The organism is Sphingobium sp. B12D2B, from assembly GCF_025961775.1.
Taxonomy (GTDB): domain Bacteria; phylum Pseudomonadota; class Alphaproteobacteria; order Sphingomonadales; family Sphingomonadaceae; genus Sphingobium.
The window spans coordinates 2,669,938-2,695,170 of record NZ_JAOQOH010000001.1 but is presented as its reverse complement, the minus strand read 5'-3'; the positions used below and the strand labels follow the sequence as shown (position 1 = coordinate 2,695,170).

At 64.5% G+C, this 25,233-nt stretch carries 24 protein-coding genes; 19 read left to right on the top strand and 5 right to left on the bottom strand.

The genetic code is table 11. From position 1 onward, the window contains the following. The first annotated feature begins 425 nt into the window (after positions 1 to 425). From rimP to M2335_RS12750, 7 genes are all read left to right on the top strand, one after another. Positions 426 to 977, top strand: a complete 552-nt coding sequence (gene rimP, locus M2335_RS12780) for a ribosome maturation protein RimP (RefSeq protein ID WP_181558985.1) — start codon at positions 426 to 428, stop codon at positions 975 to 977. A gap of 5 nt (positions 978 to 982) precedes the next feature. Beyond that, positions 983 to 2,590: a transcription termination factor NusA gene (nusA, locus tag M2335_RS12775; protein WP_264594913.1), complete on the top strand. Its 1,608-nt coding sequence runs from the start codon at positions 983 to 985 to the stop codon at positions 2,588 to 2,590. Continuing rightward, a complete protein-coding gene (locus tag M2335_RS12770; protein WP_181558987.1) occupies positions 2,590 to 2,820 on the top strand; it encodes a tautomerase family protein in 231 nt (76 codons plus the stop codon). The genes nusA and M2335_RS12770 overlap by 1 nt, the downstream gene beginning before the upstream one ends. Before the next feature lie 212 nt (positions 2,821 to 3,032). Then, complete coding sequence (locus tag M2335_RS12765; protein WP_264569718.1) at positions 3,033 to 3,704, top strand: DUF448 domain-containing protein; 672 nt, start codon at positions 3,033 to 3,035, stop codon at positions 3,702 to 3,704. Between the two features lie 67 nt (positions 3,705 to 3,771). Continuing rightward, a complete protein-coding gene (gene infB / locus M2335_RS12760; RefSeq protein WP_264594912.1) occupies positions 3,772 to 6,351 on the top strand; it encodes a translation initiation factor IF-2 in 2,580 nt (859 codons plus the stop codon). 29 nt (positions 6,352 to 6,380) lie between these two features. After that, entirely contained in the window at positions 6,381 to 6,770 is a 390-nt protein-coding gene (gene rbfA / locus M2335_RS12755; RefSeq protein ID WP_264594911.1) for a 30S ribosome-binding factor RbfA, read from the top strand. Positions 6,771 to 6,876: 106 nt separating this feature from the next. Continuing rightward, positions 6,877 to 7,530: a glutathione S-transferase family protein gene (locus tag M2335_RS12750; RefSeq protein ID WP_264574693.1), complete on the top strand. Its 654-nt coding sequence runs from the start codon at positions 6,877 to 6,879 to the stop codon at positions 7,528 to 7,530. 14 nt (positions 7,531 to 7,544) lie between these two features. Here M2335_RS12750 and M2335_RS12745 read toward each other — a convergent pair whose 3' ends face one another. From M2335_RS12745 to M2335_RS12735, 3 genes are all read right to left on the bottom strand, one after another. Beyond that, positions 7,545 to 7,754, bottom strand: coding sequence for a hypothetical protein (locus tag M2335_RS12745; RefSeq protein ID WP_181558992.1), 210 nt, complete (start codon positions 7,752 to 7,754; stop codon positions 7,545 to 7,547). A 67-nt stretch (positions 7,755 to 7,821) separates the two neighbouring features. After that, positions 7,822 to 8,157: a DUF6481 family protein gene (locus M2335_RS12740; RefSeq protein ID WP_264594910.1), complete on the bottom strand. Its 336-nt coding sequence runs from the start codon at positions 8,155 to 8,157 to the stop codon at positions 7,822 to 7,824. Positions 8,158 to 8,262: 105 nt separating this feature from the next. Further along, positions 8,263 to 8,469 carry a cold-shock protein gene (locus M2335_RS12735; RefSeq protein WP_181558994.1) on the bottom strand — a complete coding sequence of 69 codons (207 nt, stop codon included), beginning with the start codon at positions 8,467 to 8,469 and terminating at the stop codon, positions 8,263 to 8,265. 250 nt (positions 8,470 to 8,719) lie between these two features. Here M2335_RS12735 and M2335_RS12730 point away from each other — a divergent pair, with 250 nt between their 5' ends. Beyond that, positions 8,720 to 9,313 carry a thymidine kinase gene (locus M2335_RS12730; protein ID WP_264595416.1) on the top strand — a complete coding sequence of 198 codons (594 nt, stop codon included), beginning with the start codon at positions 8,720 to 8,722 and terminating at the stop codon, positions 9,311 to 9,313. 114 nt (positions 9,314 to 9,427) lie between these two features. Further along, positions 9,428 to 9,790, top strand: a complete 363-nt coding sequence (locus M2335_RS12725) for a DUF6491 family protein (protein ID WP_264594909.1) — start codon at positions 9,428 to 9,430, stop codon at positions 9,788 to 9,790. An 80-nt stretch (positions 9,791 to 9,870) separates the two neighbouring features. Here the strand turns inward: M2335_RS12725 and M2335_RS12720 are convergent, their stop codons facing one another. Further along, complete coding sequence (locus tag M2335_RS12720) at positions 9,871 to 11,226, bottom strand: aldehyde dehydrogenase family protein (RefSeq protein WP_264594908.1); 1,356 nt, start codon at positions 11,224 to 11,226, stop codon at positions 9,871 to 9,873. A gap of 118 nt (positions 11,227 to 11,344) precedes the next feature. Then, positions 11,345 to 12,199 (bottom strand): hypothetical protein, encoded by an 855-nt coding sequence (locus tag M2335_RS12715; protein ID WP_264594907.1) that lies wholly within the window; start codon positions 12,197 to 12,199, stop codon positions 11,345 to 11,347. Positions 12,200 to 12,411: 212 nt separating this feature from the next. Between M2335_RS12715 and truB the strand changes: the two genes are divergently transcribed. From truB to M2335_RS12665, 10 genes are all read left to right on the top strand, one after another. Continuing rightward, entirely contained in the window at positions 12,412 to 13,410 is a 999-nt protein-coding gene (gene truB / locus M2335_RS12710) for a tRNA pseudouridine(55) synthase TruB (RefSeq protein ID WP_264595415.1), read from the top strand. 18 nt (positions 13,411 to 13,428) lie between these two features. After that, positions 13,429 to 13,698, top strand: a complete 270-nt coding sequence (rpsO, locus tag M2335_RS12705) for a 30S ribosomal protein S15 (RefSeq protein WP_181558998.1) — start codon at positions 13,429 to 13,431, stop codon at positions 13,696 to 13,698. 268 nt (positions 13,699 to 13,966) lie between these two features. Beyond that, on the top strand, positions 13,967 to 16,297 hold the full coding sequence (pnp, locus tag M2335_RS12700; protein WP_181558999.1) for a polyribonucleotide nucleotidyltransferase: 2,331 nt from the start codon (positions 13,967 to 13,969) through the stop codon (positions 16,295 to 16,297). A gap of 180 nt (positions 16,298 to 16,477) precedes the next feature. Next, on the top strand, positions 16,478 to 17,251 hold the full coding sequence (locus M2335_RS12695; protein ID WP_181559000.1) for an HpcH/HpaI aldolase family protein: 774 nt from the start codon (positions 16,478 to 16,480) through the stop codon (positions 17,249 to 17,251). A gap of 163 nt (positions 17,252 to 17,414) precedes the next feature. Then, complete coding sequence (locus M2335_RS12690) at positions 17,415 to 18,419, top strand: ABC transporter substrate-binding protein (RefSeq protein ID WP_264594906.1); 1,005 nt, start codon at positions 17,415 to 17,417, stop codon at positions 18,417 to 18,419. Further along, on the top strand, positions 18,416 to 20,371 hold the full coding sequence (locus M2335_RS12685) for a nuclear transport factor 2 family protein (RefSeq protein WP_264594905.1): 1,956 nt from the start codon (positions 18,416 to 18,418) through the stop codon (positions 20,369 to 20,371). Before M2335_RS12690 ends, M2335_RS12685 begins: the two co-directional genes overlap by 4 nt. A gap of 3 nt (positions 20,372 to 20,374) precedes the next feature. Further along, on the top strand, positions 20,375 to 21,277 hold the full coding sequence (locus tag M2335_RS12680; protein WP_264579442.1) for a hypothetical protein: 903 nt from the start codon (positions 20,375 to 20,377) through the stop codon (positions 21,275 to 21,277). Positions 21,278 to 21,299: 22 nt separating this feature from the next. Beyond that, a complete protein-coding gene (locus M2335_RS12675) occupies positions 21,300 to 22,154 on the top strand; it encodes an amidohydrolase family protein (protein WP_264579441.1) in 855 nt (284 codons plus the stop codon). 12 nt (positions 22,155 to 22,166) lie between these two features. Next, the gene (locus M2335_RS12670) at positions 22,167 to 22,526 is read left to right on the top strand and encodes a twin-arginine translocation signal domain-containing protein (RefSeq protein ID WP_184117243.1); all 360 of its coding nucleotides are present in this window, start codon (positions 22,167 to 22,169) and stop codon (positions 22,524 to 22,526) included. 135 nt (positions 22,527 to 22,661) lie between these two features. Next, positions 22,662 to 25,226, top strand: coding sequence for a TonB-dependent receptor (locus tag M2335_RS12665; protein WP_264594904.1), 2,565 nt, complete (start codon positions 22,662 to 22,664; stop codon positions 25,224 to 25,226). Positions 25,227 to 25,233: the final 7 nt, after the last annotated feature.

Here is a 25,233-nt window from a genome sequence, read left to right as displayed (position 1 = left end):
TTCCGTTTCAGTCCTGTCAAAGATGTTGATGATCGGTTAACCATCAATTGTGACCCGAAATTGAACAGTTCCACCTGAGTGGAGCGGGCTGGTGGGGCCGTGCGGCCAACCTAAATCGTTCGATTTGCTGGATTCTGTTGTTTACAGTCGCGAAGACCCTCTTTCTTCTAAAGACGTCGGGCGCGGATTTTTTCTGCCGAAGGCCAGAACAGGCACGGTTTTCGATAGCGTAGAGACTGACGAGGGAAAGCGTCTCATCTGAGTGCTGAGCAGATCCATGCAGCTTGCCTTCAACTGCGACTCCGCCTATATGGCCCTTGCTTTCCTGACATCGTTGCGAAGTTGGGGTCGGCGCCGAGAGGGGCCGGCGGCGAAACCCTGTCGCGTGTCCATGTCCGGACGAGGCGCAGGCATAGGGAGTGCGAATGAGCGATATTGCGCGGATCGAGACGGTTGTGGCGTCGGAGGCGAAGGCTCTGGGGCTCGATCTCGTGCGCGTGCTGCTCTTCGGCCAGGGCGATGACCGGACGCTGCAGATCATGGCTGAACGGCCCGATACGCGCCAGCTCAACATCGATGATTGCGCCAGCCTCTCGCGCCGCATCTCGGACAAGTTCGATGCGCTGGAAGAAGCGGGCGATGTGCTCATCGAGGACGCCTATCGTCTGGAGGTCAGCTCGCCGGGTATCGACCGGCCGCTCACCCGCCTCAAGGACTACAGCGACTGGGCCGGGCATGAGGCACGCGTTCATTTCGTGACGCCCATGGAGGATGGCCGCAAGCAGGTGCGCGGCATTCTTGCGGGCATCGAGGGCGAGCAGGTGCTGGTCGATGATCCCAAGGCCGGCCGCATCGTCGTGGACTTTGCCAATATCGACAGCGCCAAGCTGATGCTGACCGATGCGCTGATTTCTGCTACTGTCCCGCTCTCCACCGAGGGCGCGGACGAAATCGTCACCCAGGAACAGGAAGACTGACTCTCATGGCCAACGCCATTTCCGCCAACAAGGCCGAGCTGATTGCCATTGCCAATTCGGTGGCAAGCGAGAAGATGATCGACAAGGCCATCGTCATCGAGGCGATGGAAGACGCGATCCAGCGGTCCGCGCGGGCGCGCTACGGCGCCGAGAACGATATTCGCGCCAAGCTCGATCCCGAGACCGGCGACCTGCGCCTGTGGCGCGTCGTCGAAGTGGTCGAGGTGGTCGAGGACTATTTCAAGCAGGTCGACCTCAAGGCCGCGCAGAAGCTTCAGAAGGATGCCGTGATCGGCGACTTCATCGTCGATCCGCTGCCGCCCGTCGACCTCGGTCGCATCGACGCACAGAGCGCCAAGCAGGTGATCTTCCAGAAGGTGCGCGATGCCGAGCGCGAGCGCCAGTTTGAGGAATTCAAGGATCGCGTGGGTGAGATCATCACCGGCGTCGTCAAGTCGGTCGAGTTCGGCCATGTGGTCGTGAACCTTGGCCGTGCCGAGGGTGTGATCCGCCGCGACCAGCAGATCCCGCGCGAAGTCGTGCGCGTCGGCGATCGCGTCCGTGCGCTGATCCTCAATGTACGTCGCGAGAACCGTGGCCCGCAGATCTTCCTCAGCCGTGCGCACCCCGACTTCATGAAGAAGTTGTTCGCGCAGGAAGTGCCCGAAATTTACGACGGCATCATCACCATCATGGCCGCCGCCCGCGATCCGGGCTCGCGCGCCAAGATCGGCGTCATCAGCCGCGATAGCAGCATCGATCCGGTCGGCGCCTGCGTTGGCATGAAGGGCAGCCGCGTGCAGGCTGTCGTGCAGGAAATGCAGGGCGAGAAGATCGACATCATTCCCTGGAGCGAGGACACGGCGACCTTCGTCGTCAACGCGCTCCAGCCCGCTCAGGTCGCCCGCGTGGTGATCGACGAGGAAGAAGAGCGCATCGAGGTCGTGGTGCCTGACGACCAGCTCAGCCTCGCCATCGGTCGTCGCGGCCAGAACGTCCGTCTTGCCAGCCAGCTCACCGGCAAGGCCATCGACATCATGACCGAGGCGGACGCGAGCGAGAAGCGTCAGCGCGAGTTCGTGCAGCGCTCCGAGATGTTCCAGAACGAGCTGGACGTGGACGAGACGCTCTCGCAGCTGCTGGTGGCCGAAGGCTTCACCGAGCTGGAGGAAGTTGCTTATGTCAGCATCGACGAGCTGGCCTCTATTGAGGGCTTTGACGACGAGCTGGCGCAGGAGCTGCAAAGCCGCGCGCAGGAAGCGCTGGACCGTCGCGAGGCGGCCGCGCGCGAAGAGCGCCGTGGGCTTGGCGTTGACGATGCGCTGGCCGAGATGCCCCACCTCACCGAGGCCATGCTGGTCACGCTGGGCAAGGCCGGCATCAAGACGCTGGACGATCTCGCCGATCTCGCCACCGACGAGCTGGTGGCCAAGAAGCGCAACGACCCGCGTCGCCGCCGCGAAGTCTCCGAGGACAAGGGCGGCATTCTCGCCGAATATGGCCTGAGCGAAGAGCAGGGCAACGAGATCATCATGGCGGCCCGCGCGCACTGGTTCGAAGACGAGCCCGCTGCAGAGGGCGCCGCTGAGGATGAAGTGGAAGGCAACGCCTGATGCCCTATGTGAAGATCGAGGTGATCGAAGGCGTGACGCGCGAACAGAAGGCGGCTCTGGTCGCCGATGTTACGCGTTCGCTGGTCGATCGCCTCGGCAAGCGGCCCGAGCAGGTGTTCGTCGTCATCGATGAGGTGTCGGCGGACAACTGGGGTGCTGCGGGCATCCTCGTTTCCGAGCGGGAAGCCGCGCAAAGGGAGGTCGCCGATGCTGCGAATTCCTCCCAATGAGAGGCTGAGGCTTCCAATCATCGCTGCGCGCCCGGCCGCTCCTGCGGAAGCGGGGGACTGGGCTACGCTAAACGAGAAAATGCTCATCCATCCCGTTCGTGTCGAGCGAAGTCGAGACACGCGAGCGCAGTCCTATCGTGGCTCGACTTCGCTCGACACGAACGGAAGTTTGGAGGCGATAGTCTTAGACGTGCAACTCACAGGAGGTGCCCATGTCTGAGCGTCGCTGCATTCTCTCCAGCACTCACGCCGATCCCGCGGCGCTGATCCGCCTGGCCATTTCGCCCGATGGCGACGTGTTGCCGGATGTCCGCGCGCGGGCGCCGGGGCGCGGCGCCTGGCTGGGTGTCGATCGCGCGACGCTGGAGGAGGCCATGGTCAAGGGCCGGCTGCGCGGCGCATTGGCGCGGGCGTTTAAGGGTGAGCCGCTTACCGTGCCGGACGATCTGGCCGAGCGGATCGCGGTTGCGTTGCGCGATGATTTCATGGCGCGGCTGGGGCTGGAGGCCAAGGCTTCCAATCTCGCCACCGGTTTCGACAAGATCGATGTCGCGGCCCGGCGCGGACAGGTCCGCATGCTGCTCCACGCGGCGGATGCCGGCGATGACGGGGTGCGCAAGCTGGATCAGGCGTGGCGGGTTGGCGAGGAGCGGGAAGGCGAGGAATTTGCCGGCACACGCTTGCCGGTGGACCGCGACGCCCTATCTATGGCATTGGGCAGAAACAATGTCGTCCATATCGCGGTGACAAACGCTGCTGCGGCAGGCCGCCTGTCCGGTCTGCTCGGTCGCTGGCAAAACTATCTGGGATGCGCTAACGCGGCGCCGAGCTCCGGTTCGGCAGTCGTCAGGCATATGGACGATGATCCCGCGCCTCTGGCGTGAGGACGAACGACTCGGGTCACCTCTGCGGGGGTGCGCCGGATGGAAGATGAAGGGTTAGATTGCGTCGATGAGTGACAATAGGGAAGACAAGCCGACTCTGGGCCGTAAACCGCTTGGTCTCAAGCGGACGGTCGAGGCCGGCCAGGTGCAGCAGAGCTTCAGCCACGGCCGGAAGAATACGGTCGTCGTTGAGGTGAAGCGCCGTCGCGTCATCGGCAAACCCGGTGAGGCAGAGACGGCGCGCGCCGTGCCCGAGCAGGCCGCGCCCGTCGCGCCGCCGGCACCGCCGCCGCCGCCCGCTGCCCGTCCTGCGCCGACCCCGGCGCCGGCACCGCGCGCCTCCTCGACGGATAGCCTGATGAGCCGGCAGGAGCTGCAGGCCAAGCTGCTGCGCGAGGCCGAGGAAGCCCGCATGGCCGCGCTGGAAGATGCGCGCCGCCGTGAAGAGGCCGCCCGCCTGGCCGCGACCGAGGAAGAGAAGCGCCGCGCTGAGGACAATCGCCGCGCGGAGGAAGAAGCCGAGCGCCAGCGCCAGGAAGCCGAAGCGAAAGCTGCCCAGGCGCCCGCGCAAGAGGCTGCTCCGGCGGCACCTGCGGCTGCAGAGACCGCGGCACCTGCCGAAGAGGCTCCCAAGGCCGCGACCGGCGCGACGCCCGAGCGTCCCGCGCCCCGTCGTTTCACGCCTGTGGCCGCGCCGGTCATCAAGCGTCCGGAACCGGCCAAGGTCGAGCGCAAGAAGGGTGGCGACGATCGTCGTCAGGCTGGCAAGCTCACCGTCAACCGTGCGCTCGCCGATGATGACAGCGCTCGCGCGCGCAGCCTCGCCGCGCTGCGCCGTGCCCGCGAGAAGGAGCGTCGTTCGCACTTCTCCGGCTCGTCACAGCCGCGCGAGAAGCAGTCCCGCGATGTCATCGTGCCGGAGGCGATCACCGTTCAGGAACTCGCCAACCGTATGGCCGAAAAGGGCGCGGACCTCGTCAAGTCGCTCTTTAAGCTGGGCATGGCGGTCACCGTCAACCAGACGATCGACCAGGATACGGCCGAGCTGCTGGTCGAGGAATTCGGCCACCGCATCCAGCGCGTCTCCGATTCCGATATCGAGATCGATACCGCGAGCGACGTGGATGCCGCGGAATCGCTGGTCACGCGTCCTCCGGTCGTCACGATCATGGGCCATGTCGATCACGGCAAGACCTCGCTGCTCGATGCCCTGCGCGGCACCGATGTGGTGGCGGGCGAAGCGGGCGGCATCACCCAGCATATCGGCGCCTATCAGGTGAAGACCAAGGGCGGTGAGATCATCACCTTCCTCGATACGCCGGGCCATGAAGCGTTCACCGAGATGCGCGCACGCGGTGCCAACGTCACCGACATCGTGATCCTGGTGGTCGCGGCGGACGACGGGCTGATGCCGCAGACCATCGAGGCGATCAACCACACCAAGGCCGCCGGCGTGCCGATGATCGTAGCGATCAACAAGGTCGACAAGCCGGATGCCAATCCGCAGCGCGTGCGCGAGCGTCTGCTCGAGCATGAAGTCATCGTCGAGGATATGGGCGGCGACACGCAGGACGTGGAAGTCTCCGCGCTCAAGCGCACCGGCCTCGATGACCTGATCGACAAGATCCTGCTGCAGGCCGAACTGCTGGAGTTGAAGGCCAATCCCGAACGCGCCGCTGAAGGCACGGTCGTGGAAGCGCAGCTCGACAAGGGCCGTGGTCCGGTCGCGACGATCCTCGTGGGTCGTGGCACGCTCAAGGTCGGCGATATCTTCGTCGTCGGCGAGCATTCGGGCAAGGTCCGCGCCATGGTCAACGACAAGGGCCAGCAGGTGAAGGAAGCAGGGCCTTCGGTTCCGGTCGAGGTGCTTGGCCTTGCCGGGGTGCCGATGGCGGGCGACCAACTCAGCGTGGTCGAGAGCGAGGCGCGTGCCCGCGAGGTCGCGGCCTATCGTCAGGAGCTGGCGACACGCAAGCGCACCACGGCGGCCCCGACGAGCTTCGAGCATATGTTCTCGGCGCTCAACACGCAGGTCATCGAATATCCGGTCGTCATCAAGGGCGACGTGCAGGGCACGGTGGAAGCGATCATCGGATCGCTCACCCGCGCCTCCACAGATGAGATCAAGGTGCGTGTGCTCCACTCCGGTGTGGGCGCGATCACCGAGAGCGACGTGACGCTGGCCGCCGCCAGCCGTGCGCCGCTGATCGGCTTCAACGTGCGTCCCAATGCCAAGGCGCGTCAGCTTGCCGAGCGCGACAAGGTCTCGCTGCGTTATTATGACGTGATTTACGACCTCATCGAGGAAGTGAAGCGCGAAATGGCCGGCCAGCTTGCGCCGGAGCGCATCGAGACGGTCATCGGTGCCGCACAGGTCCTGCAGGTCTTCCCGGCCGGCAAGAAGGACAAGGCGGCCGGCCTGCTGGTGCAGGATGGTGTCATCCGCAAGGGCGTCAACGCACGCCTCACGCGCGACAATGTCATCGTTTCGGCAACCACCATCGCCTCGCTGCGGCGCTTCAAGGACGACGTGTCCGAAGTGCGGGCCGGCATGGAGTGCGGTGCGGTGCTCGAGAACACCAACGACATCAAGGTCGGCGATACGCTCGAGCTCTTCGAAGTCGAGGAACGCGCACGGACGCTCTGACGTCCGGCGCGCCGCGAAGGAGGTAAGTCATGAGCGGTCCGGGGGAACCTTCCGTTCGGTTGCTGCGGGTGGGGGAGCAGGTGCGCCATGTGCTGGCGGACGTGCTCCAGCGTGGCGACGTGCATGACGATGTGCTCGCCAGTCACGTCGTGACGGTAACGGAAGTGCGCATGTCGCCCGATCTGCGCCATGCCACGGTGTTCGTGAAGCCGTTGCTGGGGCGGGATGAAGAGGTGGTGCTCAAGGCACTGCGCACCAACACCGCCTATCTGCAGCGCGAGGTCGCCAAGCGCGTGAAGATGAAGTTCGCCGCCAAGCTCAAATTCCTCAGCGATGAGAGCTTCGAGGAAGGCAGCCACATCGATGCGATCCTGCGCTCACCCAAGGTCGCGCAGGACATCGTCGACGAAGAGGAGTGAGAGCCCGGCGTGATGATCCGTTGATCGTTCGCGCGCCGGGCTGATCCGGTTGATATTGTCGAGCGCCGCTTGCACGGGCATCATGCGTCCGTCCGGGGGCATTGCCATGACCATTACGATTACTGCGTTTGAGAGTTCGCCGGATCGCGGCCGTGGCCTAGCGCGCGACATGCCGGTCCGCTGGGCGCTGGAGGAAGTGGGGCAGCCCTACGCTGTGAGCCTCGTCTCCTTCGCGGCGATGAAGCAGCCGCCGCACCGCATGCGCCAGCCGTTCGGGCAAATTCCGACTTATGAGGAGGATGGGCTGGTTCTGTTCGAATCCGGCGCCATCGTCTTCCACATTGCCGAGCGGCATGTCGGTCTGTTGCCGACCGATATGGACGGACGGGCGCGCGCGATTGCGTGGATGTTTGCCGCGCTCAGCACGGTGGAGCCGCCGATCCTCGAGCGCGAGACGGCCGGGCATGTCGATCGCGACAAGGATTGGTATGACGCGCGCCTGCCGATGCTGGAAGGCTGTATCCGGGCGCGGCTGGATGACCTCTCCGCGCGGCTCGGCGAGGCCGCGTGGCTGGACGGTGCATTCAGCGCGGGCGATTTGATGATGATAACGGTGCTGCGGCGGCTCGGCAGCTCGGATCTGCTGAAGGGCTATCCGGCTCTCTCAGCCTATGTCGCACGCGGCGAGGCGCGGCCCGCCTTCCAGCGTGCCTTCGCGTCGCAGCGGGCGGTGTTCGAGAGGCAATCCACGGCTCGCTGAGCCGGGCGACGCCGTCACTTGGTGGCGTATTGCCCCGGCTCTGCCTTGAACGTGTCACGCGCGAAGGCGCGGGCTTGCGTGGCCGTCGTGAAGGTCTCGTCCTGCAGCGTGGAGGTGACCAGCGGATAGCCCTGCGAATTATAGCGCGTCTCGCGCACCGTCAGGCGGAAATTGCCGCCATCGTCCTTGGTGATGAGGAAGGGTTTGATCGTCTCGCGGCTCATTATCGGCTCCCGGCGGAAAGGGGGGTGAGTGAAGTCTGCGCGGAGCGGAACCGCGCAGGCCCACATCTTATCGGTTCTTGCGCGCGAGGTAGCGCGCGTCGCGGGCGGCCTTGCGTTCGGCTTCGGTGAGTTCGGGCTTTTTCTTTGCCTCTTTGGCTGCCTTTGCAGCGGCGGCTTCCTCAGCCTTGGCCTGCTTGGCGGCCTTGCGCTCTTGCGCGGCCAGCCGGGCGAGGCGATGCTTTTCCTGCTGGGCAGCTTCCTGTGCCTGTGCGGCGGCAGTGCGGGCAGCAGCGACTTCCGGATCGACGGGCGCGCGCGTGCGCAATTTTGCCATCACTTCGTTGCGGGCATCGGCTGCGGCAGCAATGCGTGATTGAAAGTCCGGCTCTTTGTATTTTTTCATGCGTAGAATTCAGCTCCGTTTCGCCACTTCGGGCGAGGAGGCCGGGCGACGATGCCGCCCGGCCCTGTATCTTCAAACTGCCCGGTCGTCGGGCAGCCCTTTTCTTCAGACAGCCTGAAGGTTCACGGCCGAAGCCTTGCCGCGCTTGTCATTTTCCAGCTCGTAGGAAATGCGCTGATCCTTCTGCAGGGTGTGCATACCGGCGCGCTCGACAGCCGAGATGTGCACGAAGGCGTCATTGCCGCCGTCTTCCGGCGCGATGAAACCATAACCCTTGTCGGCATTGAAAAACTTGACTGTTCCGATGGTCATATTGGGTATCCTTGTTCCCAAATGGTAATCGGGCACGCGCGATGCATTCGCGCGTCCCGGCTTCGTGAGGCTAGATGGGGACAAAGGGGGACGCTGAAGCGGTCCGATATCCGTCAAAGGCGACGTTAAGCCCGCATGGTGTAGCACGATGGCGTTGGAATAGAAAGCGAAAGGGCCGGTCATGGCCGGGCGGGGCCTGCGCGGGGTCTCCCCGCTTGTCGAAAAGGCGCCGCGCAGGCAAAGCTGCGGCATGGCCAAGCTCTATTTCTACTACGCCTCGATGAATGCGGGGAAGTCCACCAATCTGCTGCAGGCTGACTTCAATTATCGCGAGCGGGGCATGGCGACGATGCTGTGGACGGCGCAGGGGACAGCGCGGGAGGGTGATAATGAAACAGTGGACAGCATCGGCAGCCGGATTGGGCTGCGCGCTGCCGCCCACAGCTTCGATGCCATGACCGATCTGCACGGGCGCATCCAGGCGGCGCATCTTGAAGGGCCGATTGCCTGCGTGCTGGTCGATGAGGCGCAGTTCCTCTCGCCAGAACAGGTCTGGCAACTTGCGCGCGTGGCTGATGAGTTGGGCATTCCCGTACTGTGCTACGGGCTGCGCACCGATTTTCAGGGCAAGCTCTTCCCTGGCTCGGCGGTGCTGCTCGGCATTGCCGATACGTTGGTCGAGCTCAAGGCCGTCTGCCACTGCGGGCGCAAGGCGACGATGAACCTGCGGGTGGACGAGCGCGGCGAGGCGGTGCGGGAAGGCGCGCAGACGGAGATCGGCGGCAATGATCGTTATGTCGCGCTGTGCCGACGGCATTTCAGCGATGCGATGCGGCGATTCTAGAGTTGCGATGAAGCGATATCATGCAGCGCCGAACGGTTCATCGCCGCTTCACGCGCGTCATGCTATTGTAACGCCATGATCCGGACTCACATCATTATCGGAAGGATGCACGCCATGACCCATTTCAGAAAAGCGATGCTGGCAAGCGCGCTGCTGCTGGCTGGCGCGCCCGTCATTGCCCAGCCGACCGCGCAAGCGGGCGCCGGCAAGGAAGCGTCGATCCCCTTTGTCGACCAGCGCGGCATTCGCGATTGGCAGGCGGTCAGTGACGATCAGATTTATGTGCAGGCCAGTGGCGGGCAATGGTATCTGGCGACGCTGATGACCGGCGCACCGGACCTGCCCTTTGCCCAATCCATCGGCTTCGAGACCAAGGGCCTCGATCGGCTCGACCGGTTCGGCGCGATTGTCGTGGCCGGCACGCGCTACCCGCTCAAATCGCTTGTCGAGAGCGGGCCGCCCCCGAAGAAGAAGTAAGCCCGCTCCTCCGTCGGCGCGGGATGCGGGAGCGGAGAGGGGCTGCCCCTCCGCTCCGCGCCAATGTTCAGGTCGCGTTTTCAGGCGGCCGTCTGGTGGATGTACACCGCGCGCTCGTGGCTAAAGGCCTTGAAGCCGAAATAACCGTGATAGCTGCCCATGCCGCTGCCATTGACGCCGCCGAAGGGCAGGCGGTTCTCCAGATAATGCGAGAAGACGCCGTTCACGGTCACGCCGCCTGACGAGGTGCGGTTGAGGATCTTCTGCACATTGGCTTCGTCATTGCTGTAGATATACAGCGCGAGCGGTTTGTCGCGCTCCTCGATGTAACTGATCGCCTGATCGAGATTGTCGTAGGTCATCACGGGCAGAATGGGCGCGAAAATCTCTTCTTGGAGAATTTTCATCTGCGGATTGACGTCGGTCAGCATGGTCGGGTGGATGGTGCGGTCTTCCGCCTCCAGCACGCCGCCCGCGGCAACGGTGGCGCCCTGCGCCACGGCATCATCGAACAGGCCCTTCACGCGGTTGAAATTCGCCTGATTGACGACCTGGGCGATGCCCTGCTTCTTGATCTGGCCGTTCTCGTAGAGGTTCTTCTCGACGTTCGCCTTGAAGCCCTCGACCAGCTTTGCCTTCTGGTCTTCTTTCACGAACACATAGTCCGGGCAGATGCAGGCCTGGCCGCCGTTGAACTGCTTGGCGCCGGCGAGATCGGCCGCGATCTTCTCGACGTCCGCGCCTTCATCGATGATGACCGGCGACTTGCCGCCGAGCTCCAGCGTGACGCTGGCGAGATGCTTGGCGGCGGCGGCCATCACGATCTTGCCGACCCGCGTGCTGCCGGTGAAGAAGATGTGATTGAACGGCAGGTCGAGCAGTGCGGTGGCGACGCTGACATCGCCCTCGAACACGGCAACCTCATTCTCCTCGAAGACCGACTTCACGATCTTGGCGGCGACCTTCTCGGTGGCGGGGCACAGGTCGGTGAGCTTGAGGATGCAGCAATTGCCGGCCGCGACGGCAGCGGCAAGCGGGCCGAAGACGAGGCCGAGCGGAAAGTTCCATGGCCCGAGGATCAGGCAGACGCCGCGCGCTTCATAGATGATCTGGGCGCGGTCGGTCTCCACCTTGGAGGGCGTGACTTCGGTCGGCTTCATCCAGTCATCGAGATTGTCGAGAATGAGCTGGATGTTGCCGAGGATGTTCAGCACTTCCGTCACGCGGATTTCCGGCTCGGGCTTGCGGGTATCTTCCAGCACCGCCGCGACGATCTCGTCGGCGTGGGACGCGACCGCGTCCTTAAGCTTGGTCAGCTTCAGGCGACGCTCGGCAGCGGTGGTGGCTTTGACATTCCACTGGTTCGCCTTTTGCAGGGCAAAAACGCGGGCAATGTCATCGGAGATCTGGGAAGCAGTCTGCTGGGTGCCGGTCATGGATCACTCGCCTATATTGGATTGTGGAAGGAATGGCGCCTTGTAGAGGCTTCACGCGCTGCAAGACAAGGCGCTGGTGGCGTCCGCAAGATTTTTTGACAGAGTCATTTCCGGTCGATCACGGCCTGCCCGCGGCACCGGCAGGACGCTGCTCGTATGAGATTCGGATGCGCACCCATTGGCCGACCAGTACCTTGCCACCGACACGGGGCGGGCGCACGCGGAACTGCCATGCGGCGGCCAGAATCGCGCGGTTGATGTCCGATCCGTTGGGATATTCTGCCACCGGCACGCAATCGGCCACCCGATAATCGGCAACCGTGCGGCAGGCAATCATGCCCCAGCCCTGGCTGCGCGCGGTCGAGAGATAGCCACGCAATTCCTCGGGATAGGGCTCGCGATACCAGCTGGCGGCGTAGAGCGGTTCGCCATTGGGGCCAGTGCCGTCGACCAGCGGTGTATCGGCTGGTTGTCCGGTGTTCGGTGGTCCCATGGGCGTTGCTGGGCGGGCGGGGGCCGGCGGGGCGGGGGGGGCCGGGCGGATCGCGCGAAGATCGACAGCCGCCATCTGGTCCGGCTTCATCTCGATGAAGGCGGGCTTGCGCGGCGCCGGCGGTGTGACGATCGGCTTTGGCTCGGGCTGCTTGGGCGGCTGCGGTGGGTCGGGGACCGGTTCGGGTTGTTGTTCTGGTTCGGGCTGGGCCTCCTCGGGAACGGGCTCGGGTTCAGCCTGCTCCGGCTCGGTCTGTTCAGGTTCGGGCGCAGGGTCGGGCGGGATCGCGACGTCGAATGTCAGGACATTTTTGTCGGGCGCTTCGCGGGCTTCGAAAGGGGAGGGAGCAAAGGCGATAAGCGCCAGCACGATCAGCCCCTCCACCGCTAATGCGAGGAGAAACGCCGTCGCGCGCTCGCCAAATCGGGTCCGGGCCCGTCCGGTCAGACGCTGGAAGCCGGAGCGGATGCTGTAAATCAACGGACCTCAACTGCATTGGCACCGGACTGGGCGTGGCGGGCGGGGGCGCAACCCACCCTTGCGCCTATAAGCATGCCTATGGCTACAATATGAACAGATCAAGGCACGCGCGCCGGCCCTTGCGGCCAGCGGGGCCTGACAGGCGCTATATGCCTCGCTATGGGCAGCCGATGAACGATCCCGACACTATGCCTGACACCGGGCCCAAGCCGCTGCATGGCTGGCTGATCCTCGACAAGCCGCTGGGCCTTGGCTCCACCCAGGCGGTGAGCGCCGTCAAGCGCGCGCTGCGCGAGGCTGGCCTGCCCAAGGCGAAGGTCGGCCATGGCGGCACGCTCGATCCGCTGGCGACAGGCGTGCTGCCCGTGGCGGTGGGGGAGGCGACCAAGCTGGCCGGGCGAATGCTGGACAGCGACAAGATCTACGACTTCACGATTTGCTTCGGCGCGCAGACCGACACGCTCGACCTTGAAGGCACGGTGATTGCGACCTCCGACGTGCGGCCGACTTTGGCGCAGGTTGAGGGGGTGCTGGCGCAGTTCACCGGCCCGATCGAGCAGGCCCCGCCCGCCTATAGCGCGATCAAGGTGGATGGCCAGCGCGCTTATGATCGCGCGCGGGCGGGCGAAGAGGTGGAGATGAAACTGCGGGCGGTGACGGTGCATGGTCTCTCGGTCAACGCCACCCCCTCCGTTCGTGTCGAGCGAAGTCGAGACACCGCGGAGCTGGGCGAAGGCATCTCGACTTCGCTCGATGCGAACGGGACGGGGGGAGGCCTCAAGGATGAGCAGGCCGCCAGCGAAACCCTTGAAGCCGTCACCCTCACTGCCCATGTTTCGAAAGGCACCTATATCCGCAGCCTGGCGCGGGACATCGCGCTGGCGCTCGGCACGGTCGGGCATGTGACGATGCTGCGCCGGGTGAAGGCCGGTCCGTTCACCCTGGATCGGGCTATTTCACTGGACATTCTGAGCGATGCTGGTAAAGGGCGCGCCATTGCGCAGCATATGCTGCCATTGACGGCAGGGCTGGACGACATCCCGGCTCTCCCCGTCACCTCGCAGCAGGCGATGGCCTTGAGACAAGGCCGGACACTGCCCGGGGACCCTCGCAAGCAAGGGCTCATGCTGGCAGCCGAGGGCGATACGCCTGTGGCGCTGGTGGAGGCTTTGGGCCCGGAAATCCGGGTCGTGCGGGGCTTCAATCTCTGATTTTGGAAAGGAATGACGATGTCGATTACGGCTGAACGCAAGGCGGAACTGATCAAGGACAATGCCCAGCAAGAGGGCGATACCGGTTCGCCGGAAGTGCAGGTTGCGATCCTCACGGAGCGCATTTCCAACCTCACCGAGCACTTCAAGGGCCACCACAAGGATAATCACAGCCGCCGCGGCCTGCTGATGATGGTCAACAAGCGTCGTTCGCTGCTCGACTATCTCAAGAAGAAGGATGCGGGGCGCTATACCGCTCTCATCGCGAAGCTCGGCCTTCGCAAGTGACCCAATCGTTCGGCCCGCTTCGGCGGGCCGTTTACGTATTGCGTCATCCCTGCGCAGGCGGGGATCCAGCACGAGACAGGCGCGGGAGCGCCGTCCAAGGCTGAGATGACAGAACTGGACTCCCGCTTTCGCGGGAGTGACGAGGAGGGGATGGCACTTCGGCCAACCTCTTTGTGGGACGCAAGACTAGTCCCGAACCGCCGCGGGCCGGCTTAGCCCGCACTGCAGCCCCGCCGCGCAATAGGGCCGGTGGGTGGAAGGAAAACCAATGTTTGATGTGAAGACAGTAGAAATCGAGCTGGGCGGAAAGACCCTCAAGCTCGAAACGGGCCGTATTGCCCGTCAGGCCGACGGCGCGGTGCTCGCGACCTATGGCGAAACGGTTGTGCTGTGCGCTGTCACCGCCGCCAAGTCGGTGAAGGAAGGGCAGGATTTCTTCCCGCTCACCGTTCACTATCAGGAGAAATTCTCGGCTGCCGGTCGTATTCCGGGCGGCTTCTTCAAGCGCGAGCGCGGCGCGACGGAAAAGGAGACCTTGGTCTCCCGCCTGATCGATCGCCCGGTGCGTCCGCTGTTCCCGGAAGGGTTCTACAACGAGATCAACGTGATCGCGCAGGTTCTCTCCTTCGATGGCGAGACCGAGCCCGATATCGTGGCGATGATCGCGGCTTCTGCTGCGCTCACCATTTCCGGCGTGCCGTTCATGGGCCCGATCGGCGCCGCGCGCGTCGGCTACAAGGATGGCGAGTATCAGCTCAACCCGAGCCTCGATGAGGTGAAGACCGGCGAGCTGGATCTCGTCGTCGCCGCGACCGACACGGCCGTGATGATGGTGGAATCGGAAGCCAAGGAGCTCTCCGAAGACGTCATGCTCGGCGCCGTCATGTTCGCGCATGATGCCTCGCGCAAGGTCGTCGATGCGATCATCCAGCTGGCCGAGAAGGCTGCCAAGTCGCCGTGGGAGATCGACCTTTCCGACAATACGGCGGACATGAAGGCCAAGCTCAAGAAGCTGATCGGCAAGGACATTGCCGCCGCCTACAAGCTGACCGACAAGTCGGCACGCTCCGGTGCCCTGAACGAAGCCCGCGCCAAGGCGAAGGAAGCGTTCGCGGCTGAGGGCGCGCAGACCCAGATGGTCGCCAACAAGCTCATGAAGAAGCTGGAAGCGGAAATCGTGCGCGGCGCCATCCTCAAGGACGGTCAGCGTATCGACGGTCGCACGACCACGCAGATCCGCCCGATCGAGGCGATGGTGGGCTTCCTGCCCCGCACGCACGGCTCGGCGCTGTTCACGCGCGGCGAGACGCAGGCCATCTGCACGACCACGCTCGGCACCAAGGATTCCGAGCAGATGATCGACGGTCTGACCGGTCTCTCCTACGAGAACTTCATGCTGCACTATAACTTCCCGCCCTATTCGGTCGGTGAAGTGGGCCGCTTCGGCGCGCCCGGTCGTCGTGAAGTCGGCCACGGCAAGCTCGCCTGGCGCGCGCTGCACCCGGTGCTGCCGAGCAAGGACGAGTTCCCGTACACGATCCGCGTGCTCTCGGACATCACCGAGTCCAACGGTTCCTCCTCGATGGCGACCGTCTGCGGCGGTTCGCTCTCGATGATGGATGCCGGCGTGCCCCTGAAGCGTCCGGTCTCCGGCATCGCCATGGGCCTGATCCTGGAAGGCAAGGACTTTGCGGTCCTCAGCGACATTCTGGGTGACGAGGATCACCTTGGCGACATGGACTTCAAGGTCGCCGGTACCTCCGAAGGCATCACCACGATGCAGATGGACATCAAGGTCGCCGGTATCACGCAGGAGATCTTCGAGGTCGCGCTGCGTCAGGCCAAGGACGGTCGCGCCCACATTCTGGGCGAGATGAGCAAGGCGCTGGGCGAAGTCCGCACCGAACTCTCGGCTCATGCCCCGCGCATCGAGACGCTGCAGATCGACAAGAGCAAGATCCGTGAAGTCATCGGCACGGGCGGCAAGGTCATTCGCGAGATCGTCGCGGAGACGGGCGCCAAGGTCGACATCGACGACGAAGGCCTGATCAAGATCAGCTCGTCCGACGTGAACCAGATCGAGGCGGCCAAGGCCTGGATCCTCGGCATCGTCGAGGAAGCGGAAGTCGGCAAGGTCTATAACGGCAAGGTCGTCAATCTGGTCGACTTCGGCGCGTTCGTGAACTTCATGGGCGGCAAGGACGGCCTCGTCCACGTCTCGGAAATCCGCAACGAGCGGGTCGAGAAGGTGGCGGACGTCCTCAAGGAAGGCCAGGAAGTCAAGGTCAAGGTCCTCGAGATCGATCCGCGTGGCAAGGTGCGCCTCTCCATGCGCGTTGTCGATCAGGAAACCGGCGAGGAGCTGGAGGACACCCGTCCTGCCCGCGAACCGCGCGGTGACCGTGGCGACCGGGGTGATCGCGGCGACCGTGGTCCGCGTCGTGACGGCGGTGGCCGTGGCGACCGTGGTCCCCGCCGGGATCGCGGTGGTGACCGTGGCGGCGAGCGTGGCGAACGCGGCCCCCGCCGCGAGCGCAGCGATGATGACGGCCCGGCGCCCGAGTTCGCGCCTGCCTTCCTGAAGCGCGACGACGACTGATCGCCTTCAAAGCGAGATTGAGAGAAGCCCCGCAGCGATGCGGGGCTTTTTTCATGCCCACGGTCCGAGCGGGCGTTGCAGCTCTGCAAAGACTCCGAGCCGTTCGAGACAAGCGGGCGCCGCCGGCCTGCGCACAGTGGCTTTTTGCGCACCGGTGCAGCGGATCGAACAGGGCGGTTAGTGGACAATTTCGTAGACTATGCGCTGCAGCGGGCCGCGCAGGGCCGGGGCCTGTTGGGAACATGGGTCAAGCTGCCGTCGTTGGCGACGCTGGAGCTGATCGGCCATGCCGGCTTCGATGTCGTGGTGATCGACATGGAGCATGCCCCGCACACTCTGGAGCGCGCCTACACGCTAATCGCAGCCGCGCAGGCGATGGGCATGGCCGCGCTGGTGCGGCTGCCCGATCACAGCGCATCGACGATCCAGCCGCTGCTCGATGCTGGTGCCGACGGTCTGCTGGTGCCGCGCATCACCGTTCCTGCCGATGCCCTCGCGGTGTGCCGCAAGATGGTGTTCAGTCCGGCTGGTGAGCGGGGCCTCGGCCTCACCTCGCGCGCTGGTCGCTGGGGACTGGCGCCGATCCCGGACTATGTCGCGCGGGGCGACGGGCAATGCCTGCGCATGATCCAGCTTGAGGACTGGGCCAGTCTGGAGCGGACCGCGGAATTTGCGGCGGTCGAGCATGTGGGCGGCATTTTCATCGGCCATGGCGACCTGTTTCTCTCCAGCGGCAAATCGGCCGCGCATCCCGATGTTGAGGCGCTCACCGCCGCCATGCTCGCCGCGACCAAGCAGGCGGGCCTGCTGTCTGGCGTGGCCGTCGGCACCGCGCAGGAAGCCGCGCCATATCTGGCGATGGGCTTCTCGCTGGTGATGGTGAGCAATGATGCGATGATGTTCGCGCACGCTGCGGCGCAAACGGTGCAGGCGGTGCGGGGAGGGCTGGATTGAGGCGAGCGAGGCGCAGCCCAGCCTGCGCTATTTGTCCTCGACGGAAGCCAGTTTTTCCTCGCGCGGCATCAACGCGCATTTGAATTGCGGCCCGCCAGCGTGGGCGCCTAGCGTGAATGAATAGGGCCGGGCCAACAGGTTGCGGTGTTGAGGAGGGATGACGGTGCGCACAATCAGGAACAGTCTCGCAATGGCGGCCATGCTCGCGGCCGGCGCGCTCCTTCCCGCGAGTGCCACAGCCAGGGATGAGGGGAAGCCGGGCCCCATTGCCGTGTACGGCAATATCCAGACCGTCGAGATCGCGCCCGTGCTCCTGGCGGCCAAGACTTTCTATCCCGATGCCGCCACGGTGAAGATGGGCGGCATTCCCAATCTGGTTGGAGAGCCGATCATTGCCGGCTTCGGCGAGGAAGGCGTGGCGGATGTCGCCACGCATGCCGAAACGCAGGCGCTGCGCTACTCGGTCAAGCATCCCAATCTGCGCATCATCCTGCAGGTGACCGAGGGGCATTATCGCATCGTTGCGCGGAAATCGGCGGGGATCGCGAGCGTCGCGGACCTCAAGGGCAAGCGCGTCGCGTCGATCCCGCAGACGTCCTCGGGCTATTTCTTTCACAAAATGCTGGCCCAGGCTGGCCTGTCCTATGACGATATCGAGGTCGTCCGTACGCCGGGCCCGCTCAGCGAGATGACCAAGGCGCTCGCCGAACGGCGCGTCGATGCCGTGATCATCTGGGAGCCGGAGAGCGAGAACAGCGCGCGCGCCTTGGGTAACGACCTGATCGAGTTCAGCGGCGATGGCGTTTATGCCGAGCAGTTCAACCTCAACAGCACAGCTGAAAATCTCGCCGATCCGGTCAAGCGCAAGAAGATCGTCCGCTTCGTCCGTGCCGTGATCGATGCAGCGGCGGCGCTCCGCAAGGACCCTGCAGCGGCGCAGGTCCTGGTGGTGGAGCGGGGCGGCCATTCGGCACAGGAAGTGCAGACGGCCTGGAAGCATCACGCCTTCAACGCTGATTATCCTGCTGATCTGCTCGATATCATGACTGAGGAAGAACTATGGCTGGCAGAGCGTGACAAGCGCCCGGCACGGTCGCGCGCGCAGCTTGCGAGGCTGATCGACCGCAGCGTCTACGAAGAGGCGCTGGCGCTGGAGCCGGCAGCGTGAGCGCGGAGTGGCACATGATCCTCTCGCGACGCGCGATCCTGCTCGGAAGCGCGGCTTCGCTGCTGGCGGGCTGCGCGGCCTCCCGCATGGTGTCATCGGGCGGCGGCGACGCTGCGAACCTCACCGCGCGCCTCGCGGATGTCCGCGCGATCCGCGAGATCAAACGCCTCCAGCATGTCTGGGCGCATTATGCGCAAGCCGGCCAGTGGCCGGACATGGCGCGTCTGTTCGCCGCTGACGGCCTATGGACCGACGGCACGCAATCCGTGACGGGCCGCACACCCATCGAGGCGCATCTGCGCAGCACGATGGGCGGCGACAGTCGTGGACTGCCGGCAGGGCATCTCAATCTGCGCCTGTTCCTCAGCCCGGTGATTACCCTCGCGCCCGATGGCCAGTCCGCGCGCGGACGCTGGCATGAGGTGGCGATGACGGGCGTGAACGGCCAGTCGGCTGGCTGGGCCGGCGGCATTCACGTGATCGATTATGTCCGGGTCTCCGGCGACGCTGGCGGCATGGGGGGCTGGGCGATTGCGCGGATGCACTATCACCCGCAATTCGCCGGCCCATATGACAAGGGCTGGACGCATGTCGCGCCCAGCGTGCCGATGGTGCCGTTCCACTATACGCCAGATCAGGCCGGTAATCCGTGGGGCGCCAAGCGTCCCGCACCGAGCCCGCTGCCGGTCCGCGAGATCGCAGCGCGGGCCGATCTGCTGGTCTCGCAAGGGCTGGTGCAGAATCTCCAGGCTGCGTTCGGCTTCTACCTCGACCGCAAGATGGACGACGATATCGTTGATCTGTTCACCGAAGACGCGTTTGTCGACATTGCCGGCACCGGGCAGTTTGTGGGCCATGCCGGCGTCCGCCGTGCGCTCGCGCTGTTCGGCGAGGCCGGTCTGAAGACCGGCGAATTGAACGACCGTCCCCAGCTCATGCCGGTCGTGACGATGGATGCGGGCGGACGTAGCGCCACGGTGCGCAATATCGAGATCGGGATGACCGGTCAGCATGGCGGTGAGACCTATTGGTCGGCGACGATTCAGGATTTCACCTGCGCGCGCGGTGACGATGGCCGCTGGCGTATCACGGCGCTGCGCCGCGTGCCGGTGATGCGCGCGGCTTATGCAAAAGGCTGGCAGGCGCCGCTTGCGGCCGGTTTGCCCGGCGTGGCTGCGGCGCGACCGGACCGGCCCTCGCAACTGGCCGACGCCTCCTATCCCGGTCATCGACCTGCACCCGTGCGCTTCGCCGATGCGCTCGCGCCTGCGCCATCCTTTGCCAGCACCGGAGACGCAGCGACACTGCTCGCCCGCGCGGCTGCCTTCGATGGCGCGGAAAACATCGCCGATGCCTATGGCTATTATATCGACGAGTTCCGCTGGGACGACACGGCCGATCTCTTCGCCACCGACGGCTGGAAAGAGCTCTCCTATATCGGCACCTATGTCGGGCGGGAGCGTGTGCGGGGATCGCTGTTCGGGCGCTATGGCAATGCCGGGCGCTCGGCGGCGTTCATGGCCATCCACCAGAAGACGCAGCCCTATGTGACCGTTTCGGAAGACGGGATGCGCGCCAATATCCGCCTGCGCTTGTTCCAGTTCAACAGCGCCGCCAAGGGGCAGGGGTCGTGGATTTCGGGCATCTACGAGAATCAGGCGGTGCTCGAAAACGGCGTCTGGTGCATTCACGGCATGGATCTCGATTATGTCTGGCTCGCCGATTATGCCGGCGGTTGGGCCGCGATTGTGCCGGGCGCCAGCGAGCGCTATCGCCCCAAGCCCGAGGATGTTGCCAAGAACCCGCCGGATGGCCCGCTGCGCGGCGTCACCTTCGCGCCTTATCCCGCCATCGCCCCGATGGGCTTCCATTTCGCCAATCCGGTGAGCGGCCGCGCTCCCGAGACCTTCCTGCACTGGTCGGACGGCCGCCGCGCCGCCGCCACGGAGTAATTCATGTACGAATCCGACGATCCCCGTTCCCGCCTCTCGACTGCCGCAGCCGGGGGAGCCGCGCCGGCCAGCGCCTTCGGGGCCTCCACTTACGCCCGCTTCTATGAAGAGGCCCCACAGGAGACGGCGCCCGGCCTCAAGACTTGGCTCACGCGTGGGCAGAATTTCGTAGTCGCTTACTCGCAGGCGGAAGAAGGTGCGGTGTTCGAGCGAGCCGGCCAGATCGACGAATATGTCCTACTGCTGCCGGATGCCCAGAGCGCGCTGACCATCGAGATCGACGGCGTGGCGCACGAGATTGCCGGCAACAGCATCAACTTCGTGCCGCCGGGCGATAGCCGCATCACGGTCCGCTCGGCTGGCCAGATCGTCCGGCTGTTTTCGCTGGAGGCGCAAGATCTGCTTGCGCGGGTCGTCAATCCGCAGGCCTATGCCGGGCCGCATCCGCAGATTCCGCCGTTCCAGCCGTGGCCAGATCCGGTCGATGGGTTCAAGCTGCGCAGCTACAGCCTGGACGTGCCCGACGAGCCGGGGCGCTTCGGCAAGATCTGGCGATGCACCACCTTCATGGTCAACGTCTTCCCGCCGCAGGGGCCGCGCGATGTGACCAAGCTCTCGCCGCATCATCACGATGATTTCGAGCAGTGCTCCCTGGCGCTGGAGGGCGACTATATGCACCATCTGCGCTGGCCATGGACGGCCAACCAGCATGACTGGCGCGACGACGAGCATGAGCGCTGCGGCGCGCCGTCGGTGTGCGTCATTCCGCCCCGCGTCATCCACACCTCCGCGCCGTCCGCGCCCGGTCGTAACGTGCTGGTCGATATCTTCTCGCCACCGCGTGCCGATTTCTCGGACATGCCCGGCTGGGTGCTGAACGCGGATGAGTATCCGCGCGCGCAATGATGCAGTCGAGGAGGGGGACCAGATGACATCCTTGACCGATGACGCGGTGCGCAATCCTATCATCGATTGCCATGCCCACATCTTTTCGGCGGACATGCCCGTTACCAGCGGCGCGTGGATCACTCCGGACTATGCCTTCACTGCCGACGATTTGCTGGCGCGGATGGATGCGCATGGCATCCACTTCGCCGTCATTTCGGCGCTGAGTATTTCGGGCAGCTACAATGATTATCTGATCTCCGAACTGCGCCGCCACAAGCGGCTGCGCGGCACCGCCATCGTCCCGCCGGGCACGGATTTCTACGTGCTGGAGCGGATGCGCGACGATGGCATCATCGGCATCCGGTTGCAGCTCGCCCGCGCCGAATATCATGCCGATTATCGCAGCGACGAATATCGGCTGCTGTTCCGCCGCGCCCGCGATCTTGGCTGGCATGTCCATGTCGCCATCGAGGGACAGAACCTGCCGCCGGTGCTCGATGCGCTGGTGGAGAGCGGCGTCGATATCGTGATCGACCATTTCGGCCATCCCGATCCGCAAGCGCCGCTCGATTGCGTCGGCTTCCGCGCGATGCTCGATGCCGTCGACAAGGGACATACCTGGGTCAAGCTCTCGGGCGGCTTCCGCCTGCCGGGGCCGGAAGCCTGGCGCGACGATCCCGATGGCGACCTCGAAAGCCTCGCCCAGCATGTCGCGGACCATTTGGTGTCACGCGTCGGCACCGATCGCCTGCTGTGGGGCAGTGACGCGCCCTTCGTCGGCTACGAACGCCGCATTGGCTACGAGCAGGTGCTGGCCAGCTACCGCCGCTGGGTGCCCGATCCCGCTCAGCGCGCCCAGATTTGCCGGACTGCACTCAAGCTCTATTTTTCCTGATTGGAGACCATGATGACCAACACCCAGCTTTCCCGTCGCGGTTTCATCGGTGCGAGCGGCGGCGCCATCGTCGGCGCGGCCATGGTGCCCGCCGCCCTTCAGGCCGCCGAAGTGCCAGTGCTCCATGCCGATGGCATCCATGATGATACCGATGCGCTGGAGGCGCTGTTCGCCGGTCGGCAGGTGCGGGTCGTGCAGAAGGACGTCGTGGCGCGCTACGAAAACGGCACGGTCCGGCTGATCAATGGCCGTTACCTCATGAGCCGGCCCGTGCGCGCGCATGGCGATGCCGCGGTCTATACCGGTCACTGCACCTTCCGCATCGGAGAGGGACCGGCGCTGCCTTATCCGGAACTGCAGCAGTTCGCGTGATGAACGCGGGTTCGTAAACGGCATATGCCGGGCAAGGCGTCGTTCAGTGCCGCATCCGGCAAGATTGGATGATGGAGGCCCTCTAGTGCTCCCCCCGAGGCCAGACATGGCTGCACCAATTCGGGAGGGGATGAGATGAAGAGGACTTTCGGCAAGCTTTCAGCGTCCGCGCTGGCGCTGTGTATAGCGCAGACCGGCCATGCGCAGGTCACTGAGGCGGACGGCGCTTCCGAGCGTGGAACCGGGATCGCGGACATCGTCGTTACGGCGACCCGCCGCGCGACCAACCTGCAGGATACGCCGATTGCGATCTCGGCGCTGCCGGCAGACGCGCTGATGGAGCAGGGGCTGACCAACGTCGCCGAAATGTCGCGGGTCGTTCCCAACGTCTCCTTCGAGAAGTCGCAGGCGGCATTCGGCCCCGGCATGAGCGCCTTCATCCGTGGCATCGGCTCGAGCGAGACCAATCTGTCGGGCGAGGCGGGCGTCGCCTTCTATATCGACGATGTCTATTATCCGCTGGTCTTCGGCTCCATGTTCGATCTGCTTGATCTGGAGCGGGTAGAGGTGCTGCGCGGCCCGCAAGGCACGCTGTTCGGCCGCAACTCGCTGGCTGGCGCCGTCAACCTCACCACCCGCCGGCCGGTGCTCGGCGAAGCCTCGGGCTATGGCGAGTTCACGGTCGGGAGCTACGACCGCCGCGAAATGCGCGCCGGCATCAACCTGCCGCTCGGATCGACCATGTCGCTCTCCGTCTCCGGCTTGGTCAAGAAGATGACTGGCTATCAGCGGCAGCTCGATTTCCGCTGCGAAATGATCCGCCGGGGCACGCCTCAGCTGGCCGGGCTGTTCCCGACCGCGGATGCCGGCCTGCTCAACAATTCCGACATCAATCCGCCCAAGGATTGCACCATCGGCCATCTGGGTGGTGAGGATGTGCAGGCCATCCGTGGCCAGATCTACTGGGAGCCCACGCCGCGCCTCAAGATCACCGCCGCGCTGGATTATCTCCAGGACAATTCGGAGGCGGCCATGGATAGCGTCGTCGCCATCAATCCGGCCGTCGCAGCCGGCCGCTCCGCGGTCTCGACGCTGTTCAACCGCTGGACGGCACCGGGCGGCCCGACCTTTGCTTATGATAGCCGCTTCATCACCGGCGACCCTTATACGACCTTCGCGACTTTTGCCGATCCGATTGCCGCCGGCACCGCGATTCCTGGCAACACATTCTACAATGGCTCGCCTTTCCGCGGCGGCATTACGCACCCCAGCAACGTTCCGCAGACGAACTGGGGCGGCAATGCGCGGATCGAATATGAGATCAGCGACAATATCGATGTTGTCGGCATCGTCGGCTATCGCCGCTATGATGGCGTGTTCGGGTTCGATGTCGATGGTTCGCCCGTCGCCATGGAAAACAATCGCAATGATGTGTTCCAGGATGACTGGACCGGGGAAATCCGCCTGATCGGCAAGACCGGCTGGGCCGATTGGGTCGTCGGCGCCTTCTACTACTGGGCGGATGGCGAACAGCGCTTCTCCGGCACGTCGCCGTTCAACAATACGCAGCGTTATCTCTGGAGCCGCTACACGCCGGAGAGCAAGGCGGTCTTCGCCAACGCCACGCTGCGGCCCTTCGGCGATCGCTTTGGCCTGACGCTCGGTGGGCGTTTCTCCAAGGACAAGAAGGGTGTCGATTATCGCAGCGTGCTGGATGGCACGACGGCCGCCTCGACGCAGTTCACCATTTCACCCACCGGCCAGACCGTCTTCAACTTCGACATCAAGGATGAGCGGTTCGACTGGAAGGTCGGTGCGGACTACAAGCTGAGCGAGCGCACGATGATCTACGCGTCCGTGGCCACCGGCGCGCGGCTGCCGGGCTTCAATGCCCGTCCGCTGCAGCCGAGCCAGGTCGCGCAATATCCGGGTGACGAAACCCAGTCGTACGAACTGGGCGTGAAGACCGATCTGTTCGACCGCATGCTGCGGATCAACGCTGCGGCCTTCTACACGGACTACAAGACCCGTCCGACAAGCGTCTCCGGTCAGGAGTATCAGCTCGGGGCGAACGATCAGCCTTTGCCGGGCGGGTTCATAGAGATTCCAAATCCGGTCAATGCCGAATTCACGACCTGCCGTCCGTTGACGCAAGCGGAGATCAACGCCGGGACCCCGGGCTATGCCTGCGTCGGTCGCACCTTCTACCAGAACACGCCGGGCAAGGTGAAAGGCTTCGAGTTGGAGCTGGATTTCCGTCCGGTCGAGGGCTTGGCGGTCGGCGGCTCAATCGGCTACCACAAATTCTCGTCGGCCGATCTTGATGCCCGCCCGGCCGGCCAGAACCGGCGCCCGGTGGCGATCCCGGAGCTCAAGGCCAATGCCGGCATCCAGTATGAGGTCGATGCGCCGGCTCTGCAGGGCACGGTCACGCCACGTGTCGACTGGTTCTACACCGGCAGCCAGGTCTACAGCCCGGACCGTGTAGAGTATAATCAGGACGGCTATTCGCTGGTCAACGCTCGCCTGACCTACGCGAACAAGGAGTATGATTTCTCCATCGCAGCGGGCGTCACCAACGTCTTCAAGCAGTTCTACTGGCGCAACTACTTCATCTACCAGGCCATTGGCTATCCGCAGATCAACGGCCAGCCGGGCGCCCCGCGTGAGTGGTATCTCACCCTGAACAAGCGGTTCTGACCGGAAG